Annotated in this window: 17 protein-coding genes; 12 read left to right on the forward strand and 5 right to left on the reverse strand. The window is 32.2% G+C overall.

The window, feature by feature from the left end; all coding sequences use genetic code 11:
- Positions 1-67: 67 nt before the first annotated feature.
- From hutU to ACFX4G_RS25650, 4 genes are all read left to right on the forward strand, one after another.
- On the forward strand, positions 68-1726 hold the full coding sequence (gene hutU, locus ACFX4G_RS25635) for a urocanate hydratase (protein WP_013082675.1): 1659 nt from the start codon (positions 68-70) through the stop codon (positions 1724-1726).
- A gap of 19 nt (positions 1727-1745) precedes the next feature.
- Positions 1746-3041, forward strand: coding sequence for an imidazolonepropionase (gene hutI, locus ACFX4G_RS25640; protein WP_377577805.1), 1296 nt, complete (start codon positions 1746-1748; stop codon positions 3039-3041).
- Positions 3016-3999 carry an agmatinase family protein gene (locus ACFX4G_RS25645; protein WP_377577808.1) on the forward strand — a complete coding sequence of 328 codons (984 nt, stop codon included), beginning with the start codon at positions 3016-3018 and terminating at the stop codon, positions 3997-3999. The genes hutI and ACFX4G_RS25645 overlap by 26 nt, the downstream gene beginning before the upstream one ends.
- A gap of 106 nt (positions 4000-4105) precedes the next feature.
- Entirely contained in the window at positions 4106-5440 is a 1335-nt protein-coding gene (locus ACFX4G_RS25650) for an MFS transporter (protein WP_377577811.1), read from the forward strand.
- A 695-nt stretch (positions 5441-6135) separates the two neighbouring features.
- Here the strand turns inward: ACFX4G_RS25650 and ACFX4G_RS25655 are convergent.
- Positions 6136-6447 carry a hypothetical protein gene (locus ACFX4G_RS25655; protein ID WP_028408938.1) on the reverse strand — a complete coding sequence of 104 codons (312 nt, stop codon included), beginning with the start codon at positions 6445-6447 and terminating at the stop codon, positions 6136-6138.
- A 326-nt stretch (positions 6448-6773) separates the two neighbouring features.
- Between ACFX4G_RS25655 and ACFX4G_RS25660 the strand changes: the two genes are divergently transcribed.
- From ACFX4G_RS25660 to ACFX4G_RS25685, 6 genes are all read left to right on the forward strand, one after another.
- On the forward strand, positions 6774-7865 hold the full coding sequence (locus ACFX4G_RS25660; RefSeq protein ID WP_377577814.1) for a YsnF/AvaK domain-containing protein: 1092 nt from the start codon (positions 6774-6776) through the stop codon (positions 7863-7865).
- A gap of 331 nt (positions 7866-8196) precedes the next feature.
- Positions 8197-8367: a hypothetical protein gene (locus ACFX4G_RS25665; RefSeq protein ID WP_165574757.1), complete on the forward strand. Its 171-nt coding sequence runs from the start codon at positions 8197-8199 to the stop codon at positions 8365-8367.
- Between the two features lie 859 nt (positions 8368-9226).
- Positions 9227-9997 carry an SIR2 family NAD-dependent protein deacylase gene (locus ACFX4G_RS25670; RefSeq protein WP_377577817.1) on the forward strand — a complete coding sequence of 257 codons (771 nt, stop codon included), beginning with the start codon at positions 9227-9229 and terminating at the stop codon, positions 9995-9997.
- An 11-nt stretch (positions 9998-10008) separates the two neighbouring features.
- Entirely contained in the window at positions 10009-11109 is a 1101-nt protein-coding gene (locus ACFX4G_RS25675) for a hypothetical protein (RefSeq protein ID WP_377577820.1), read from the forward strand.
- A gap of 274 nt (positions 11110-11383) precedes the next feature.
- Positions 11384-14935, forward strand: a complete 3552-nt coding sequence (locus ACFX4G_RS25680) for an SIR2 family protein (RefSeq protein WP_377577823.1) — start codon at positions 11384-11386, stop codon at positions 14933-14935.
- Between the two features lie 128 nt (positions 14936-15063).
- A complete protein-coding gene (locus tag ACFX4G_RS25685; RefSeq protein WP_377577885.1) occupies positions 15064-15348 on the forward strand; it encodes an FtsW/RodA/SpoVE family cell cycle protein in 285 nt (94 codons plus the stop codon).
- Between the two features lie 342 nt (positions 15349-15690).
- Here the strand turns inward: ACFX4G_RS25685 and ACFX4G_RS25690 are convergent, their stop codons facing one another.
- Positions 15691-16839, reverse strand: coding sequence for a tyrosine-type recombinase/integrase (locus ACFX4G_RS25690; protein ID WP_377577826.1), 1149 nt, complete (start codon positions 16837-16839; stop codon positions 15691-15693).
- A 479-nt stretch (positions 16840-17318) separates the two neighbouring features.
- Here ACFX4G_RS25690 and ACFX4G_RS25695 point away from each other — a divergent pair, with 479 nt between their 5' ends.
- Complete coding sequence (locus ACFX4G_RS25695; RefSeq protein WP_377577829.1) at positions 17319-18290, forward strand: helix-turn-helix domain-containing protein; 972 nt, start codon at positions 17319-17321, stop codon at positions 18288-18290.
- Between the two features lie 498 nt (positions 18291-18788).
- Here ACFX4G_RS25695 and ACFX4G_RS25700 read toward each other — a convergent pair whose 3' ends face one another.
- The gene (locus tag ACFX4G_RS25700; protein WP_377577832.1) at positions 18789-19625 is read right to left on the reverse strand and encodes an STAS domain-containing protein; all 837 of its coding nucleotides are present in this window, start codon (positions 19623-19625) and stop codon (positions 18789-18791) included.
- Between the two features lie 364 nt (positions 19626-19989).
- On the opposite strand from ACFX4G_RS25700, the gene ACFX4G_RS25705 reads away from it, so the two are divergent.
- Entirely contained in the window at positions 19990-20229 is a 240-nt protein-coding gene (locus ACFX4G_RS25705; protein ID WP_043978780.1) for a hypothetical protein, read from the forward strand.
- 55 nt (positions 20230-20284) lie between these two features.
- On the opposite strand, the gene sinI is transcribed toward ACFX4G_RS25705, so the two are convergent.
- On the reverse strand, positions 20285-20419 hold the full coding sequence (sinI, locus tag ACFX4G_RS25710; RefSeq protein WP_377577836.1) for a DNA-binding anti-repressor SinI: 135 nt from the start codon (positions 20417-20419) through the stop codon (positions 20285-20287).
- A gap of 851 nt (positions 20420-21270) precedes the next feature.
- On the reverse strand, positions 21271-22164 hold the full coding sequence (locus tag ACFX4G_RS25715; RefSeq protein ID WP_097825523.1) for a hypothetical protein: 894 nt from the start codon (positions 22162-22164) through the stop codon (positions 21271-21273).
- Positions 22165-22604: the final 440 nt, after the last annotated feature.

Genomic DNA, 22604 nt, shown 5'->3' on the forward strand with positions numbered 1-22604 from the left:
TATCTATGAGAATAAATTTTAAAAAACAGTTTAAAATTATTTGAATTTATTTATAGGGGGAAGAAATATGACTACTGAACAAAAAGTAATTAAGGCGCCTCATGGAAAGGAATTAAATACAAAAGGTTGGGTACAAGAGGCAGTTCTTCGTATGTTAATGAACAATTTAGATCCAGAAGTAGCAGAACATCCGGAGAAACTAGTTGTATATGGGGGAATAGGGAAGGCAGCTCGAAATTGGGATGCATTCGATCGTATCGTAGCCACTTTGAAAGATCTAGAAGAGGATGAAACATTATTAGTACAGTCTGGAAAACCAGTAGCTGTTTTTAAAACTCATAAAGATGCACCACGTGTACTCTTAGCTAACTCCAATATTGTTCCGGCCTTTGCAAATTGGGAAAAATTCCATGAACTCGATAAAAAAGGATTAATGATGTATGGGCAAATGACAGCCGGTAGCTGGATTTATATTGGAAGTCAAGGAATTGTACAAGGTACGTATGAAACATTTGCTGAATGTGCGAAACAACATTTTAATGGTAGTCTCGAAGGTACCATTACCGTAACAGCTGGATTAGGAGGCATGGGAGGCGCTCAGCCATTAGCCGTTACAATGGCAGGGGGCGTAGTCATTGGAATTGATGTTGACCGAACACGTATTGAAAAACGAATTGAAACACGCTATTGTGACGTTGTGTTAGAAAGCCTAGATGATGCCATTGCTCTAGCACAAGAAGCAAAGGACTCAGGAAAAGCGCTCTCAATTGGTTTGGTTGGAAACGCAGCTGAAGTACTTCCTCAAATGATTAAACGCGGATTTATTCCAGATATTGTAACGGATCAGACATCCGCACATGATCCATTAAATGGATATCTTCCAGTAGGCTTTACCTTAGAGCAAGGGGAAGTATTACGTACTGAAAACCCTGAAGAATATGTAAGGAAGTCTAAGGCGAGTATGGCTGTTCATGTTCAGGCTATGTTAGATATGCAGAAAGAAGGAGCCATTGCTTTCGACTACGGAAATAATATTCGTCAAGTAGCGTTAGATGAAGGCGTAAAAGACGCGTTCAACTTTCCAGGTTTTGTACCTGCTTATATCCGTCCTCAATTCTGTGAAGGAAAAGGACCTTTCCGTTGGGTAGCTTTATCAGGTGATCCAGAAGATATTTATAAAACAGACGAAGTTATTTTACGTGAATTCTCATATAATACCCATCTTTGTAACTGGATTAAAATGGCGAGAGAAAAAATTGAATTTCAAGGATTACCGGCACGTATCTGTTGGTTAGGATATGGAGAACGTGCACGATTTGGAAAAATCATTAATGAAATGGTTGCATCTGGAGAACTTTCAGCACCTATTGTTATTGGTAGAGATCATTTAGACGCGGGATCTGTTGCTTCACCAAACCGCGAAACAGAAGCGATGAGAGACGGCAGTGATGCTGTAGCAGATTGGCCTATTTTAAATGCACTAGTTAACACAGCCGCAGGGGCAAGTTGGGTATCTGTTCACCATGGTGGTGGCGTAGGCATGGGATATTCTCTTCACGCAGGTATGGTCGTAGTAGCAGATGGTACGGAAGATGCGGCTAAACGTCTTGAACGCGTATTAACAACAGATCCTGGTATGGGCGTAGTTCGTCATTTAGATGCAGGCTATGAATTAGCCATTCAAACTGCCAAAGAAAAGGGCATGAACATTCCAACATTAGACTAAAAGAAAAGGAGTGAGCATTATGTCATGTATTACGTATATTAAATGTGCTTCACAACTGATTACAGTTAGGGGCGGAACTAAAGAACCAAAACGCGCTCAAGATATGTCCGATATCGGTATTATCGAACATGGTAGTGTTGTAGTGGAAAATGGGTTGATTACATTTGTTGGATCAGATGTTGAAGCAGAACGCTATATTCATACGTTGAATGGACATATAAATACGATTGATGCTTCAGGAAAGATTGTTACTCCAGGTCTAATTGATGCTCATACTCACATTGTGTTTGGGGGCAGTCGTGAAAAGGAACTAGAGATGCGATTAAACGGAGCTAAATATATTGATATCCTAAAAGCAGGCGGAGGAATTCTTCAAACAACAACAAGTACAAGAGAAGCTACAGAAGAACAACTGATCCAAGAAACCTCTAAACGCCTGAATCGTTTTCTACAATATGGAGTTACGACGGTTGAAGCGAAAAGTGGATATGGTTTGACACTGGAAGATGAATTGAAACAGCTACGAGCAGCAAAAAAGCTACACGAAAAACACCCTGTTGATTTAATTTCTACCTTCATGGGAGCTCATGCTGTTCCAGTTGAATATAAAGAAAACCCAGACGAATTTGTTCGTTTAGTGATAGAGGAAATGATTCCAAGAGTTGCAGAAGAAAATTTAGCTGAGTTTTGCGATGTTTTTTGTGAAGAAGGAGTCTTTACAGTTGAACAGTCGGAGCAAATTCTTGAGGCAGGAAAAGTCTACGGATTAAAGCCAAAAATACATGCAGATGAAATTGTTCAATTTGGCGGTGCAGAACTTGCAGCAAAAGTAGGGGCTGTTTCAGCCGACCATTTATTACAGGCATCCGATGAAGGTATTAAACAAATGGCTAAAAGTGGGGTTATTGCAGTCTTGTTGCCAGGTACAGCGTTCTTTTTAATGGAGAAGCCTGCGAATGCAAGAAAGATGATTGAAGCTGGAGTTCCGGTTGCCCTTTCAACTGATCGTAACCCAGGGTCATCACCTACTGAATCATTACCTTTTATTATGAATCTAGCATGTCTTACGATGAAGATGACGCCAGCCGAAGTCCTAACAGCATGTACAATTAATGCAGCTCATGCCATTGGAAGAGCCGATGAAGTTGGGAGTATCGAAGTAGGAAAGAAAGGGGACCTTGTTTTATTTGATGCACCAAATTATCAAACGTTGCAATATAACTATGCAGTGAACCTTGTAGATACTGTGATTAAAAAAGGACAAGTGATTGTGGAAGGTGGGGTTTTACGTGACGTACCCGTACCCACAACTTAATCGTCCCTCTTTTCATTGGGAAAGACAGCGTTCAACTGAACCTAAGGTAAGTGATTGGATCGAGACTTTTGAAGTGCAAGATGAAATAGATTTTCAAGCTGTAGATGTAACCGTTTTGGGAGTCCCTCTTTCGAGATCTTCTATTAGTGCCTCAGGGGCAAGTGAAACACCCCTTGCCATGAGGCAACTATGGAAATCGTTTAATCCGTATCACATTGAATATGATACGGATTTGACCTCCTTATCGGTTTTAGATTTAGGCGATGTCAAACAGCATGTAACAGATATTTCACTTTCTCATCAGTATATTAAAGAAGCAATGATTTCAATGCGGAAATATCACCCCCATACACTGCCTATCATGTTAGGGGGAGATCATTCGATTACGGCTATGTTAGTAAAAGGCTGGAAAGAGTCGCATCCAGAACAACGTATAGGCATTCTTCAATTCGATACACATTTCGATTTACGCAGTTTAGAAGATAACGGACCATCAAATGGAACGCCCATTCGAAACCTAATTGAGAGTGGTAACGTTGAAGGCAAAAACGTTTGGAATATTGGCCTGCATGGGTTTTATAACTCTAAATCTCTCAAAGAGTATGCAGATACCCACAAGGTTAATTACGTGACCTTACTTCAAGCTAGAAAAACAGGAATCTCTAATACAGTTGAAAAAGCCTTAGACGATTTAGCTAAGAAAGTGGATGCCATTTATCTTACAGTAGATATGGATGTTCTTGATATCGCTTATGCCCCTGGTGTACCAGCAGGAACAACAGGAGGAATGAGAACGGATGAATTGTTCGAAGCGATATACATTGCGGGTTCATATCCATTAGTCCAAGCAATGGATATTGTATGTTTAGATCCCTTACGGGATAAATCAGGAATTACTGTTAAAGCAGGAGTTCATGTATTCTTGAATTTTTTAACAGGCTTTGCAAGTAGGAAATAAAATATTGACCTCCTTATTCTTTTGAAAGTGCCAAATTTCTAGACATTTATTATGAAGCTTTCTATCTCAGTAAGAAGAGTGACCAAATGAGAGAGGAGAGAAATAATTGGTGAAAAATAATTATCGCTACTTTATTATTTTTATGATTGTTATTATAACCATCATAAATTACATAGATAGAGGAGCACTTTCATACGCTCAGGCTGAAATTATTCAAGAATTCAACTTAAATCCAGTAAGCTGGGGAGCAATTTTGGGTTATTTTGGCTATGGTTATATTTTCGGAGCACTATTTGGAGGAGCATTAGCAGATAAGAAAGGTCCTAAGTTTATGTGGATTCTTGCTGGAACTACATGGTCAATATTTGAAATTGGCACTATATTTGCTGGTCACATAGGTGCAGCGTTTTTTGGGGGTTCTGCATTAGCAGGTTTTGCGGTATTTCGTGTTTTATTTGGTCTGGCTGAAGGGCCTACTTTATCTACAATGAACCGAACAATGGCAAATTGGGTGTCTCCAAAAGAAAAAGGTTTTTCTGTAGCACTTGGCTTAGTTGGAACTCCAATTGGAGCATTGGTCACGGCACCTATCGTAGTGGGTCTTCTCACAGTCACTAATTGGAAGATAACATTTATTATTCTTGGCCTATTAGGTTTTATTTGGGTATTAATATGGAGAAAAATATTTACAAATTTACCTGAAGATCATCCGAGAGTTTCAAAAATTGAACTTCAAAAAATTCGAAGCACAGATAATTTAATAAAAGGTGAATTACAATTAGATAATACAAACCCTCAAAATGTTCCTTGGTATTATTTTTTTAAAAACCCTACATTAGTAATGAACGCTATTGGTTACTTTTCATTTTTGTATGTCAATATCCTATTACTAACTTGGACTCCAAAATATCTGCAAGATGAATTTAATTATTCTTTAGCATCTCTTTCGTATATAGGTATGATTCCATGGGTAGGTGCTATTGTTACAGGATTAGTAGGAGGGAAAATTTCGGATAAATTACGTGAGAAAACAGGAAATTTGCGTATAGCTAGATCTTGGTTCACAGTAGTCTGCTTATTTTTTACAGCTATTTGTTTTATGCTAATCCCAACGGTTGGAAGCGCGACCTCAGTGCTTTTATTAATGTGTATAGGTAATGCCTTTAATTACCTGCCCAATTCGATCTATTGGACAGTTGTTCTTGATACAGAGCCCAATAAAGCAGGAACTTTTGGGGGAGCAACTCATTTTATTGCAAACCTGGCTACTATTATTGCACCTACGCTAACAGGAAGTCTTGTTGCGACACATGGGTATGATGCTATGTTTACTGCTGCTGCCATTGCTGTAATAATTGGAATGGTATCTATGATATTTGTGAAACCAGGACAACGAAGTCATATATCGGATATGCATAATGAGGAAAACATTATATTGTAAGAACTATTATTCTTCTATAGGATAAAAAGCTTCTAAAGAAAAAAGATGGTTAATCTAAGAATTCAAAAAGATAAAACTAAAAAAATTTATAGGTGTTAACAGTTTATATGCTTTCTTAAAAGAGATATTTTGTTAAGTTACAAAATGATAAAAATACTTATGATCATGCTAAAGAGAACCCCTGTTATTAAAATACAAGGGTGCTCTTCTATAATAAAATTTGTATGACAACCTTTCAATTGATATGTTATAATTACTAGTAGACCTAACCTTTCTTATACTTTCGCAAAGTATAACTCAAAATCAAAAAAAGTCACCTCACTCTCCAATGCCAATAGAATGAGGTGCTTTTTATTTTATAGTGTCGTTTAATCTTCTTCCGGAATTTTAATTAAAATAGTGATGGCTACTGTTGTAAGGAATATAACCCCTAAAGTTATCAATAGATTTGTACTCATATCTCTCCCATCTACCCTAATCCCTATAATTTCATTGTAACAAAGAAAATAAGTGAATAGAACAAAGATGAAAGCGTTTTATTTATATTTTTATCATGTTAAAATACTTGAATTGTTTTAACCCAATTAACGTATGTAATTTTTTCTTGGATAGAGCAAGCTACCTCTTTCTTCTTCGTTCTCATGTGAAAAATAATTTCAAATCTGTATAGCAGAAAGGAATTTATAGAAAAGCTGTTAGGATTTATTTCCTTTAAATATGATCTTTCTTTTCTCCTGTTTAATCCGTTTTAGCCGTAATTCTATCTTTTTATCTAACGCTCTATACAGTATTTCGCTAGTTGCACATATTAAAAATAAGATTAGAGTAATAATTGCAGCCTTTGGTACATGAAAATAGAAACAAAGTACGACTCCAAGTAGTGACATAGCGTAAATAGAGTTGGTTACCCATCTTCTACTTCTATGAGCTTCTAGGTTTCTCTCAAGTAATTCTTTTTGCCCTTCTTCTTTTTTTGTATCTTTTAAATGATGGTATGTAGAATTCATCGCTTTTTCTCCCCCATGAAAACTAATTGTAAATTATCTCTGTATTAAATATCCTATATGTTTCAATTAAGGAAAAATATGAGGTTTTTCCTTTTTCATATTATATACGAACAAATGTTCTTTTTCAATAAAAACTCTAAAGTTTTCCCGAATATGGATATTGCCTCTACTTCATCTTTCTACATTTTATAATTTAGGGGTCATTTACATAGTCATCCGTATTAAGTTTTAAATAGGAACCCACTGGGTACATGATATACACAATAAGGATGGAATTAAATGTGAAAAGAAGTTTTCGTTTAATTAAAATTTAAGGGGATGGGAAAATGGGAACGAGAAAACGAGTTGCAGGGACTTTTCATTCGGAGCAAGAAGCGATACATGCAATTAAGGGGTTAAAACATCAGGGGTATCGTGAAACAGACATATTAGTAGTAGCAAAGGATAGCAATAATACTTTACAGTTGGGGACTGAGACGAATGTAATGATAGAAGCTGGAACATCAGCTGTAAGTTCGTTGGCAGGTGTGATGATGGACAGCTTTCTTACCATGATGACAGGTGGAATGATTTCTACTACCCAAGCTGGTGGCCTAACTTCAAAACTTGTTAGAATGGGGATTCAAAACTTTACTGCAAAACAGTGTGAAATGGATGTAAAGGAAGGGAAAATCCTTGTCCTAATTGATGTGGATGAAACTCAAACAATTCCTTCATATACTACGGTTAGGGAGTCTCCATACGAGACAGAGGGGCATAGGTCAGTGCTACTTCGTGAAGAGCAACTTAATGTAAGGAAAGAGCGAGTTCAGACTGGGGAAATACAACTTCGTAAGGAAATTGTAGAAGAACTACGAACTATCCAGGTTCCAGTTATGCGTGAGGAAGTCTACGTAGAACGGCGCCCGGTCATAGACGGTCAGTATGATGGTAGCCCATTGACAGAGAACGAGATCATTCGTATTCCTATTATGGAGGAGCGAGTTGAAGTAACCAAGAGGCCTGTAGTTGTGGAAGAAGTCATCATTGGTAAGCGTAAAATTCAAGAGATTAAAGAGATGAAGGATACTGTTCTAAAGGAAGAAGCAAAAATTGAACAGTCAGAACTCCCCGCGATTCCTGAACTTGCTGACTCTGAAATCTATCAAAACATGGATAATCACGTAGATCAAAGTTACCAAGAAGTTGCAGCTGCAATTGCTTCTGATGCTTCAAAAGAGGAAAAAGTTAAACTTTCAGCCGATAAGAAACAAGAAGCTCAACTTAAAGTGACAACTTCTCCTGTTATCAAAGAGATTGAAGAGGTCACAGCCTCAGTAAACAATCAGAAACCAGAAAGTCATGTTGAAGATACGGATATTACTACTTTTGAAAAAGGGAAGAATAATGAGAAATCAACAAACAAGCAAAAGAAATAAGTATATCTCCTTTATGGTTTATAGCAAAGAGAATAATTAGGGATATTTAAGGAAGGGCTGCCTAGCTGTATTGGCAGCTTTTTTTATTTTTTTTAAATTAACATAAGTAATGTTTTTAAAATCAAAAAGAATTAAAATAACCCATCAAAATGAGCATAAACAGGTAATAGAATAAAAGAAATGACTTTCATTACTGGAGGTCATTTCTTTTATTCCTAAAAGTCCTGGAGATTATATCAAATTTCAACAGGTATTCTCACTAAATTCTAGAAATATTACTTATCAAAACAACTTAAAAATATTTCCAAATTTGATAAAAGAAGGTGATTGAATGGAGCGAAAGAAATTTATTGAATACATTGATAAGTTACTAGAACAATCTGATGCGTGGAGAAAGGATGCGGAGAAAAGAGAAGACTGGAACAGTGCTTGTTTTTACCAAGGTGAGGTCAAAGCTTATGAGAGAGTAAAGAGATTGGTTAATCAGCAGTTACATGTATAAATAAAAATTACAAACCTAACTCAGAAATGAGTAGGGTTTGCCTTATTTCTTTTTCTAGTTTACATAAGATATATTCTAGGAACCATTACTCTAAGACTTAATACTTATGATTTTACTTATTTCATATTCAAAAAGAGCGTACATTAAAAATCTTGACCGTATTTATTATATATTTATGAAATTAAAGCACTAACGCAATTTAAATCCTAGCAAGTCAGACGAAGAGCTATAAAGACGTCGTTATAAGCATTTTAGTAGCAATGATTAAGGAAGGGGTTAACGAACTATTCCCACATAGCATTACATTAACGGAAAAAAGAACATTTTGAGCCCCTTAAGATTGCTTTTGTTTGGTAGATATTCAAGCAATATTCCTAGAAGGTTATCAGAAAATCTTTAGATAAAAGTGCACTATATAACAGAGCCTTTCTTCTATATTAGGGGTGTGAATATTTTTTATAATAATCTCATTTAATTTCATGTCTCTTCCTGAATTGATCTAGCTCACTTGTAATCTCACTTATTATTTTTTTGTATTTTGAGTAAGCATAATCTGTTTTTCCTCCCTTTGTATCTTCCAATTTTTTCACTTAGATAATAAATTTTCTATTTCTTGAGTACATTGTGCAATTGTAGGAGATAACAAATGAAATGACTCAAATAGAATAGGTTTTACCTTCAGCTCATAAGGGAATTTAATACGTCTTTAGTTGCAAATTACGAAGTTACTAAAGTAATGTATTTTTCTCAAAAAAAGTATATTAATTAGAAATATATGCTATTATTTTATTAAATAGTAAATAATATTATAATTTTATCAAGTCATGTTTTATAAATTTTAAGAGGGCGGGGAACGATTATGCCATTACAGAGGTTAATAGATAAGATAAGAAACAACGAAGTAATACTATGGACAGGAGCAGGTTTTTCTTTATATGCAGGAATGCCTAACGTGAATAAGATACAAGAAGAAATTCTAAATTTATGTACTGAGGAAGAAAGAGAATATCTTCAAAAAATAAACGATTTATCAGACATGACTGGAAATTTTGTTGAAATGAGAAATGGCTCAAGAAACGATCTAAATCGTGTTTTAAATAAGATTATAAATATAGATCCTATTTCCTTAAGCACTCATAATTTGCTAACTGAAATACCTCAAATCAATACAATTGTAACAACCAATTATGACACATTATTTGAAGAAGCTTATGGGAGAAGTTTAAGCACAATTATACAAAATTCAAATATACCGTATGTTGATGATAGACAGGTAAAATTATATAAAATACATGGAGACATAAAACAACCAGATACTATTATAATTACAAAAAATGACTATACTAATTTTTTCAGAAGAGAAAATGAGCCTATTTGGAATAAAATCAAATCACTTATAGCAGAAAAAACTATATTATTTGTAGGTTACAGTCTATCTGATCAGAATATCGATTACTTATTGGATAACGTTATTGCTAATCTTGGTGATAATATGAAAGAGTCATTCCTAGTTACCCCGAATTTGCCAAGACATAAAGTTAATGCATTATCACAAAAAAAAGTTGAGTATATACCAATGACTGGAGAGGAATTAGTCAAAACGATTCACACAGAAATAAAAAAAAAATAGTTAAGGATATATTGTGTAGTAAAGTTGATAGCAAAAAGGGGACGGTATTATTAAATAAATGGGGACTTGGTGCTGATTTTTCTATATCTAATGGGAAAATTAGCTATAGATCTTTTAAACCCTTAGATAATGCAGAAATAAACATTAATTTTTCCTTTAAAAACTTTAATATTAAGGAACAATTAATGCAAAACCCGTTTCAAATTATTGAAGTAACTAGTCAGGATATTAGATCAATTAAAACTAGCTATAAAAATATTGAAATTCCTTTTACTCAAGACTTAAGTGATGTATTAATAAAATTAATCCCTGTACCTAATACAAGATTTAAAGCTGATTTAAGTATACCTTACGAAGATTTTTACTTAAATGATGTATTATGTGAAGGTTATGGAAAAGGTGCAGTTCAATTACTTAAATTCACACACCAAAAATTCACATTTGAATTTGATTTTATTAAAAACACTTTTAAATTTAATCTCAAAGAAGTTAAATCATTAAAGCAGGCATTTCAAATTTTGGGTCTTCTTCATAGTTTGGTTGTACAAGGGAGTGAATTAATTATAGCTCCTACTGATAAAATGAACAGTAACGTGATAGAAGAAGAATTTCCTTTCTCTTTTGGCATTGATGAAAATAATGAGACGGATCTGAAAAAAGATATTGACTACATCTTTAATTTAGTAAAAAGCCTAAATTCTATAGAAAAATTTTATCGTGTAACGTTTAAAAACTTTTACTTCAATATAAATGCCGATGAATATGATGCAATCCAATTATTGCTTCTACATATGAATAATGAAAAGGAAAGAATAGAAGCCATAAATTTCAGTGTTAAAATATCAGAATTACAATCAAATATAAAGGATTTTAAAGATAACGTTTTAAATAGTGACATCAATCCAATATCTTTTGTTTATAATCGAGGATTCGTTGTTCCATTATTTGGTGAGGAAATTCATATTACAGATAAAAAACTTATAATATCTGGGCCTGATGTTGTTTTGACAAATAAAACTGAAGTATCTAGAGAGTTAAAGAAAAGTACTAAAGAATCTTTAACTTTACGTTTAGTAAGCAAAACTAGACAGTTAGTACGCTACTTCAACTAATTAATGAATAAATTAAGAAAGCAATCTAAGTAATTAGGTTGCTCTATTTCAATTTGTTCAATCCCCCTTTAAAATTAGATAAATTTAACACAGATTAACTTATCTAATCTCAATCCATTTTTAAATTAGTAAAACTTATTAAAGTACTATGTGCATGTGTTAATAAAGGAATATATTCCAAAAAAAGTTACTAACTTGAAATTTTTCAGAAATCAATAAAACTATTATCTCACTAATTCATATTTTATAAATTTTAAGAGAGCGAGGCATAATCATGTCATTAGAAAGGCTCATAAATAGAATAAAAAACAATGAAGTAATACTTTGGGCAGGATCTGGCTTTTCCTCGTACGCAGGAATGCCTAGTGTGAAAGAAATAAAGGAGGAAATATTAAATTTATGTAACGAGGAAGAAAAAGAATACCTTCAAGGCATAAGTGACCTATCAGATATAAGTGGGAATTTTGTTGAAATGAGAAATAATTCAAGAAACGACCTTAATCGCATTTTAACTAAACTCATAGATATAGACCCAAATTCTATAAAAATCCATAAATTACTGACTGAAATACCTCAAATTGATACAATTGTGACCACTAATTACGACACGTTGTTTGAAGAGGCTTATGGAAGAGATTTAAGTCCTATCATTCAAAATTCAAATATACCATATACTGGTGATAAAAAAATAAAATTATATAAAATTCATGGAGACATAAAGCAATTAGATACCATTGTAATTACAAAAGATGACTATACTAATTTCTTCAGAAAATCCGATGAACCTATCTGGAATAAGATTAAATCACTTTTATCAGAAAAAACTATATTATTCGTGGGGTATAGCCTATCTGACCAAAATATTGATTACTTATTGGATAATGTTGTTGCTAATCTTGGAAATAATATAAATGAGTCATTTCTAGTTACTCCAGACTTACCAAAACATAAAGTTAGTAAATTATTACAAAAAAAAGTTGAGTATATTCCAATGACTGGAGAAGAATTAGTCGAAACAATCCATACAGAAATAAAAGAGAGAGAAAATAACTCCCTAGATGCTGCAAAAACTGATGTGAATTCTGAGAAATCTGCAATTAAACAGTTGATGGAAATTTCAATTTTAATTTCTAATCCTCTAGATACAAATATTGATTATGATGTAGAGAAAATTCTTAAACACTTTAATAAGTTCGATTTACATGTAAACTTTTATTACTTAACAGAAGATAGTTTAAACAGTTTAACAGGTTCTAAGTATGTGTTTATATTTTCCTCTATAATAGAAGGTCAAATTATTATAGAAGATTCTTATTTAAAAGCCACTCCTGTACCTTTATTCAAATTAGAAGATATGACAGATCACTCTTCAATAGAAGGTATTTTCCTTTTTACTATGGATGATTTTAATGCAAGTGAGATAGGTACTACAAGTTTACCAATGCTAATTAGTAAGTTGGGGAAAGAAAGCGAATTAAGTAATATTCTTTTTAGGATTTTCAGAAAAAATTCTATTGACAAAATACCTAATTCTATAATTTTTAATGAGGAAAACATTGATTTAATACCGGTAGGCAATAAAACAAATAACAGCGTTCAGAATATGAAAAGTACACCGTTTATTGCTGAGGAAATTCATCCGAAAAACTTAGTAAACTTTGTAGGAAGACAAACTGATATAGAAGACATTATAAGAAAAATTTTAGATCAAAAACAGCAAATATTGACTATTAAAGGGTCTGGAGGAATTGGCAAAACTACAATCATTAGTAAAGTAGCATTAGAGTTAGCTAAAAGAAATTATTTCTCAGAAGGTTTTTATTTTATAGATTGTGAACATATCACCACCTATACAGTATTTGAACAGAAATTAGCCACATGTTTCAATTTAGACAAGACGTTAAACTTTAAAGAACATTTAAAGCAAAATTATTTCAAAACAGATAAGCTTATAATTTTAGATAATCTTGAATCTTTGTTATATGTTAAGGAAATTAGTCAAATTAAAAGTTTAATTAATTTTATATGTGACTATTCTCAAATTGTAATAACTTCTAGAGAATGGGTAGGATTTAATTTTGAGAATCGTCATGAACTAAGGACACTCAGTACGGAAGAAGCTTCTGAACTATTTTGTAAGTTATATCGAGTTAAAAGAACTGAAGTAGAAATTAAAATACTAAAAGAAGAAATACTAGAAAAATTATTAAATAATAATCCTTTGGCTATAAAATTAATTACTCAAACTAGCTTAAATAACATGTCTATGGTTAGTCTTAAAAATGAATTAAAAGATGATTTCTTTAGCGTAACTTCTTTAGATTATGAGGACATTTATAATGAAGCTGTAGATAAGAATATAGAACGCTCAGAATCTTTATTTCATTCAATTAACTATTCATATAAAAGATTAAAGCGCAACGAGCAACTTGCTCTTGAAATGCTGAGCTTGTTTCCGAATGGAATATCTTTGGGAAACTTTAAAGCTTTTTTTAATTTCAAAGAGCTTAACGTTAATTCGCATAAAATTAGTTATAGAGAACTTAAGTCTTTAGAAAATAAATCTTTAGTTGAATCATCAGGAGAATTTGTTAAATTACAATCTATAATTGGCAGATTTGCAGAAGTTCATTTCGAAAAAAGAAATGAACAGGAGAAAGCTTTCTATTATAAAAGAGCTTACAAATATAATAGTTACTTAGCAGACATGATTTATTATATGCAAACTTTCGACGAGAATTTATCTCAAAAAATATACGATAAAAACAAAGAAAATATCATAAAAGCCATTAACTACCTCTCCAAAGTTGAGGTAGATAAGGTAGAGAAACTTGAATATATTTCTACATTGACAGCCATAACTTTAGGTTTAGATATACCAGATGATTTCTTAACCTCTTGTGAAGCCTTAGAGGGTCATTTTGATGAAAATGAAAGTTGGAGTACCTATTTTAAAGTAGTATTATGCAAAATCAAATATTTTAAAGGCAACTTTAGCGATGCCTATAATCGATTGTGTGAATTAGTTCCCTTTGAAGATTTACATACTTTTGAAGGTGATAGATTTTTGGGAGGTATTCAATCTTATGCTATAACACTTTATACTATTCAAGGAAAAGATTTTGAGGTTTTACAAAAGTTTTTAGATTCTAAATTGAGTAGTAGTAATTTTGACGATGTCCCTAACATCTTATTCAAACTAGGTTATTATAATGCTTTAAACAAATTCACATCACCCTTTATAATGAAGCAAGACCAATTTTTCTTATTAGAGGCAAAGGCCAATAAAAAAGAGTTAGGTGTAGAAGAAATTGAGAAATATATTGAAAAATTATATAAAAAACTCCGACTAGAAATAATGCAAAGTACCTATATTAGAGCAAAAATAGAACCTTATTCTCTAAAAGAATTACGAGACCTTGTAGTAACCAACCCCTATACTTTAGGATTGAAAAATTTGATGGTTGCTTTCGTTACAGTTGAACAACGAGATGCTATTCAATTGTATGAATCTGCTATAGAATATTTATCTCATATTAAATATTATTATATAGAAGCTATTTATCTTTATTGCAAATATTTAAAAGAAATAGAATCAAAAAACTATTATTACTGGTATGAAAGAGGAATTAAGCTTGCTGAACACCATTGGTATAGGTTTTTAATACATCAATTCAAATGTTTGGAGAATAATTCGTCAGCACTCTATAATGAGGAAGATTACCCTATACCTTTTGAAATTCCTGACCTGTTTATTGAAAAAGTTGAGAAACTTGCAAACAAAACGTTAACGAGCCATGAAAAATATATAAAAAAATACATGTAAATGTAATTCATAGTTTCTTAATAAACGTGGATTTTATTGTTAAAGACAGTGGATTAATCATTCTTATTCTACTGTCTTTTTGTTTTTTAAAGATAAAATTTACTTATCAGTGATGTACTATATCTGTAATTTATCAAATTATAACTGTAGCCCTTCATACAAAAGATAAATATTCTACGAACGTTTGTACAAGAATTATATCCGTTATTTTCTTCCATGTTCTTGAGAACGTAGGAGTGTATATAGGTCTTCTACCTATTACAGGCATCCCTTTACCTTTTATAAGCTATGAGGGCAGTTCTCTTATGAGTAGCATGTGTTTGATGGGGCTCGTTTTAAATATTAGTTTTAGATCAAATATGTATATTTTCGACAAGATATTAAATACTAACATCACCTTTTATACTCAGTAAATTAGTCTTACGAAATAAATATAACATTCAAGACTAAAAGCTTGAGAGACAAATATTTCATCTCTTAGAACTTTTACATATATGTATTTGTAGAATAGAAAACCTATTCCAGAACCAATGGTGTTTAATAGTAGGTCATCTACAGGCATAGGAAATAATGTTACAGATATTAAACCTATTAAATAAAAGATCGATAATACTAACATAAATACCTTTTCTAATTTATATTTCTTTTTTAAGACTATACAATTAAACACAAGAATTAATATAATAATATCTAAAATCCGTGAACCATAAATGAAAGGAAACATTTCTGTTAGCATTCTATTTTAACACCTACCATTAAAAATCTTGTTCCTTCCACAACAATCCAATTTCTCGTTCACGCTGCAAAACTTTCTCCAGATAGCGCTCGGTTGTTTTGCGGTCACTATGGCCAAGCTCCTTTTGAATTAAGAAAATATCGGCTCCCTGCTGTCTACTATAGATGGCATAAAAATGACGAAAGTAATGAGGCGTAATTCTATCAGTCCGTTCTTTTACAAATGGTAACTCAGTTCGTTCAATGATACGCACAATATAATTACTTAAGTTTTTATATTGATAATATACTCCATCTTTAGTTGGAAATAATGGACCTTGATCACTTGAATTTAATGCTGTACTGACATGACGTCGTTCTCGAAAGGCAAGAATGCGCTCATATAGCGATGGATGAAGTAACTTATCAAATTTCTTTCCACCCTTACCTACTCCTCTTAACCGATAATGGCCACTTAAACTGTCTAAATATACATCTCCCCACGAAGCTTTAGCTATCTCCTGTACACGCAATCCTGTCATCGCCAACATCGTTAACAATCCATGATTAATAGGATGGTCTTTGTAGTAGTCTAGAAGCTGTTTGACTTCATGATAATACAAATCTCGATTTGGAATTTCTAGCTCAGATAGTGACGTGCTCAAGATTTCTTTGTGTAATGGATGCTGAATATACTTCGTTTCATGTAGCCATTTCATAAAACTTTTTAAAATCGTCATTTTAGCGTCTAAAGTTGCAGGTGAATAAGGTTTCCCTCCCTTTCCTAACAATGCGGTGCTTAAATAATCCTGGTAGTTCCGTATATGCCAAGGTCGTAGGTTTTTAAAAATAGTTTCTTCTATATAATAGTCAACATCTTGGCGCAGAAACGACTCACTCTCGGCCGCATACTGATAAAACTGCAATAAAATCCGTAGGTATTCAGTTTTTGTATTTTCCTTTCGTTCTCGGTCCTTTCGAATATGCTTTCGTTGGTGGACATAGTAGTAAATCATTTCTTCATCCGTAAAATCACTGAACATATCTTCGTTTTTTCGCTGATGATGCTCATTTCTTTCTACTAAGGCATCATAATACGTACTATCTAGCATCAATGAAAAGATTTTATTGAACTCCTCTTTTTTTACCCTTAGTTCTGTCCCTATGTGTACTAACGAGAAATCTTGCATAAAGCCTCTCCTTCCGTAAAACATCTCTTCTTATTTATAAGTCTTCCTTATATTGAATTATTCTCCTCTCTATCTAAGGATTAAGTTTGTATTTATATGTATGTATCTAATTAAGTACTTTTAAAATATAACAATAGTGTTACTAACAAAATTTAAATTACTAATTACCTTAAATAAATATCTAATACTTTTATAATTAGATACTTATTTAAAATTACTTATTATATTTATTACTTATTAATTGTAATGTATTTAAAAGTAAAAGTGAAAACTTATTTTTTGTAAAAATAATTTATCATTTGTATTGTTTGTAGAAAAATCCCCTATTTGTCATCGGTTGAAGTAAATGATAAAACATAATATTATATAAGTTAGTTTCACTATTTACATATAAGTTAAAAAAACTTTCAACTTATAACTATACATAAATATGATATAATTAATTATTGAATATAAGAAAAAGAATAGGAGTGTATGTCATGATTGATAATCCTGTTAAAATTATTAAGATTGAAGATGTAATGGAGATGTTAACTATTTCATCAAAGAAAACCATTTATACATATATTCAACAAGGGAAATTAAACCCTATTAATAAAGATGACTGGCATATCGAAGGACGTTATGAATTTGATATCGAGGATGTTGTTCGTTTACAAGAAGAGTTAAAAAAGCCAGGACTTACGACAAAAGAAGTCGCGCATCAACTGGATATCTCGGTCACAACGGTGAATAAGTATATTAAGCAAGAACTGTTACCTGCGTTCCAAGAAGAATACCGGGGCATTAATTGTTATTTTGTGAATGAAGAAGATCTAGAAGCGTTTAAGCTCACGCATGAAGTAGGGCGCAAACCGAGTAAGCGTCATTTTTATCATGCCGAACAAAATATTGCGCTATTTCAGCTTTTTGTGAAGAAAAATGAAGAAAAAGAGCAGTTTGCCCGTATCATCTCTGTAGAAGATCCAATTATGGCTGTTACAGAACAACATGAAGAGATAACATTAGAGGAGTTACTTCACCGAGGCTTTGAAGCAGCCTACGAGATTGAATCAAAAAAAACTGTTACCAAAGAAGGCTATGCTACATTTGCCTTTAAGCAAACAGCCTATGCAAAATCACAACTTTACAAGCTCATAGATTTATTTTATCAGTACCTAAGCCCAACCAACATGAGAATTACTCCACAAGAAGAGAAAGAGCAATTTATCGTTGAAATCAAACCTGTATTATTGACGGAATCAGCACAAGAAATCGTTGAGTTATTAGAGTCGGTTCTTGTCTCAGGGAAGATTAATAAACGCAGCCGTGGGATTTATATTGATAGCGATCTGGAAGTTGTACGCGTAAAGATATCAAGTGATTTAAAGCAAGAATTGCAGCAAAAAGCCAAGGAATTAGGCAAAAGGAATGTAGAAGAATTGCTATTGTACGCTGTACAAAAATTATAGGATAGACTGAAATCTAAAGACAACAAACTCACCAGTTTGTTGTCTTTATCTATTATAATGAATGATCTATTTGTCATCAGTTACAGTAAATAGTGAAACTAATTATTTTTACGAAATACTTTACTATTTACTTAACGTAATGGATTTTATCGGTATGAAATAGAAAAGATACCTTTTAGTTTTAATATTAAGTAACCGTTTTCATTTTCTGCTTTCTCAAAATGATTTGATAGGTTATAATAAATATCTACAAAAATATTAAATGATATGTAAGTAACAAGCAATTACACCCTTAATATTTAGCTAAAAGAAAAGCCCACCTCTGACAAATCAGGTGGGTTTTTCTTTTTTAGATGTATATGGTATACATCCTTAGTTAACATAAAACGAATTAAAGGAACCATGAGAAGATTATATAATAATGGATTTTCTAAGCATCAAAATGATTCTAATTTCATAAATTCATTTCTGTGTGTAGAGTAAACTTCCTTATTCCTCCTACATTTGGTGGAGTTCTAAATATTCTTTTAATGTTTGCTGTAACGTCCCTTTTGTTTCTGCTTTTTCTTCAAAGGAGATTCCTGAGTGAATCATTGTCCGCACCAGGTCCGCACGTAAACCTATAAGAACAGCCTTACATCCCATCATTGAAATTCCAGTTAATATTTTTTGGAAATGATCAATGACATACATCTCCATGTTAGCAATTCCAGACAGGTCTATAATTAATGTTTGAATCTTTAAATCTGAGATACCCATCAGTACTTTCTCCTCAATCGTTTGGATACGATTAATGTCAATCATTCCGATCAACGGTAGTACAGCTACAGATTGGCTAAGTGGTATAATGGGTACCGATAAATTTTCAACCAAGTCCCTTTGGGAGGCAATTAATTCATCTTTATACTTTGAGTAACTAATAACAAAAGTGTTAAGAAATTGATCAATTCTATCATTAATTCGCTTTTCTAAGGCATAGAATTCTTCAAGGTCATTAAAATGGTTATTTATTCGATCATATTGATAGAGAAAATGCCATAATGTTCGCCTAATGGCCTGTACCCATTCTAGTTTGAAGGCAAGAGTTAAGGCGTGCTCCGCCCATGCTACGCCTTCTTGCTGAGCAAAAGCAATGAGTTGGTCTTCTTTTTGTTCTACGACATATAGAGATAACTTTTGAGCATTTTTTAAAAGATCAATATTTCCTGTTTCTAAAATATCATTAATATTAGAGGCTACGTTAACCGCCTCTGATAAGAGTTTGTCTTGGAAATTTTGTTTGTTATCTTTAATAAAATCCGTCATTTTCTCCCTCGGATTATAAATAATCTCCATTTTGAATACACCCATTATTGTTTATTGATTATTATTATCCTTAATTAATAAATATCGCCAAATGAATTATTATTTATTTTTATGCCCTATACTACCCATACTAAATATGTTTTTAAATAATATCCTTTATTTCCCACATTTAAATATATATTTAAAGTACATCTTTTATATCATATATATCCGTGGTTCCCAACCATGATACATTTGTTATATAGTTTCTAACCTTAAGGTGAAATTACACTTTTTTACAAATTTATTTCATTTTTAAAATATTTATTTCAATTATTTGGAGCTAATAACTTATATATATACCCTATGGTAAAATAGATTAAACTTTAAATTGCGAGAAATGGGTTGATGATAAATGACAATAATTAAAATTAAAGAAATGTTAGAAACTTTATTACAGTATGAAGACAGTGAAATTACTCATACCATTTGTAGTAAAAATAATACCTTTTCTCTCAGTTATTCTAAGGAACTAAAGAATTTTCAAGTAAAGAATATTGAAACGGGTCATATTGAATATTTTCCAGATGTGGAGGCTACCTCTTTAGCTTTGTATAGAATAATAAGTACTGTGGAAAAAGAAGTCACTGAGTAATAAATCATTTTTAAAGTTTACATAATCAGATTATAAGAAGCAAAAAGAGCCTGAATTATTTAGAAAGAACTTCCTTTTGGTTTGAATATATAAATTCTTTTACTTCCACAAAAGAGAGACCTAATTGATAAGCTTCCTTCATAAGACTTATCCACTCCTGATCAAGCTCACCATCTTCTTCTTTTAACACCCACAATTCCTCCAACCTTCCTAATCGGAATTAATTAAATTCTAACATTCAACAACAATATATTAGAAATCGATACTATTTATTCAACATATTTCTTTTAATGTCCTGCAACATAAGTCTTTTTATATAATTAATTAAGATTTAATGTAGAAAAAAGCAAATTTTTTCCTCACATGAATTCTTTCTATTTTAAAGATTTATTTCATATAAATCTTTAGTTGTGATCCTGTTCATTATAAGCACCAAAACATTTTTTATAAAATATGTTTTGATTTCTATGATAAGGGTAAAGTATTAAGCTGGATTGAATTTTCAAGAAACATTCTTTTTTAAGTTTGTTTCTTTTTTTTTGGTAATTATAGAATAAATAATAAACAGTAAATTGAGCAAACTACACAAGATGTCGCCAAACATTGACGTATACAACTAAATTCTGCAACAGAAAAAACCTACCTCTTTTGACTGGGAAGAGATAGGTTTTTTTGTTTTTTGAATACGTTTTCAAATAAAGATATTTAATGTCTGGAGATTAACTCACTCATTAATCTGTTTAAAGCAAGGTATACGATCTCATGCTCTGTATTCATCAGTAAGAGCAGGTATTAACACTTATATTTTTTATGAAATAATTTACTATTTACTTAAATAACGAGGGATATAATATGGAACAATTTAACGTTTTACTTTAAAGCGTTAAATTGTTAATCTGTTATTAGACAATCTTTCTTTTAGTGTTATTCCTTAGCCCAAAGTACAAACCATATATAGTGGTCTGTGCTTTTTTTTTAAAAGATTTATTTTAATATCGAGTGAATAGATCTATTGCTTAAAATAAGTACAGGATACAGCCATTAAGTGGTCAATTTCTTTTTTCGCAATCGGTTTAACCTTCGTTGAACCCCATACCTTGATCGTCCTATAAGTTGACCGATTTCTTGTTGAGTACGACCTTCCTCGTAGAACATATACCATAGACGGGCATCTTCTTCTTCAGTCCACTGTTTCTTTTCATATTTTGGACGATTATAATAATCATATTTCCGTTGTTTCCTTACCCAATCCGGCTCTGGCAAAAGAGTATTTGTAGGTATTTTAGAAAAATTAAGGAGCTTTTTATTTTGCTCAGCCCATTTCCAAAAGGCTGATACTTCAATTCCTACAAATTTTCGTGTTTTTGCCCTCGTGATTTTATGAGGCAATTTCTTTTTTTGAATCCATTTATAGATAGTATGAACATCAATTTGAAGAAAACTTGCTAGTTCATATACTGTAATACTTCCTGTATAAGCTCTTACTCCATATACGCCTAAGCGATTTAATCTAGACTCTAATGCTGGTATACTTCGCTGCAGTCGTTTAGATATGTGTTTAAGAGATTTGGATCCATAATACTTTAATAGGTATTCATCCTCTTGGTTCGTCCATCTCCGCAGTGTTTCTCGTCGTGTTAGTTTTAATATTTTAATACGAGTAGCAATAGAAGAAGGTGTCTTACCTAAATGATTTCCTATTTCCCGGTTATTCATGATATTAATGTTTTCTTTTAAGAAAGTATCTTGTTCCGTTGTCCATTTTTTATGTAAGCAATTCTCTTCATTTCGAAGGTTTAATCGTACAATCCGTTTATTAACAGATTCTTTGCTACGATTTAAGTGTTCACCCATTCTTTGGAACGTCATCTGTCCATATTGTTTTTTAAGGAATAAATCTTCCTCCGTTGTCCATAGCTTTTGATTTTTACTCAATGTTATCTCCCTCCAGTGCGTGTAGAAATCTTAAAGTGAAGAAGACAGTAAAAAGGACGTTAGTAGTCTGTACTAACGCCTTTGATGATATTTATATTTATGGATTAGTAGTGCTTTTATTTATGATTACCTAAATTAGTTATAGTATGGCGTATTATCGGTATGTATATAATATATCATATTTTCACATGGAGAAATAAATATAAATTTCTCTTTATAAAGCTATAAAGTACTTAGGTATTACTTTTCTAAACTACAGAAAGTCCATTATAATTTAGCCTATACTTCGACGTACATTTGTCTAAAAGGATGTTCCTTTTTGGACGCTATTAGTTATTAATTGACTGGTAGAATCGATTTACGCTAACATTGAACAAACTTAATACTCCAAAGGGGAGTAGCTGTACAACAAAAGTCGTCACTACGAAACATTTTGTTTC

The sequence above is a fragment of the Priestia sp. YIM B13486 genome, from assembly GCF_042787865.1.
GTDB classification, from domain to species: Bacteria; Bacillota; Bacilli; order Bacillales; family Bacillaceae_H; genus Priestia; species Priestia megaterium.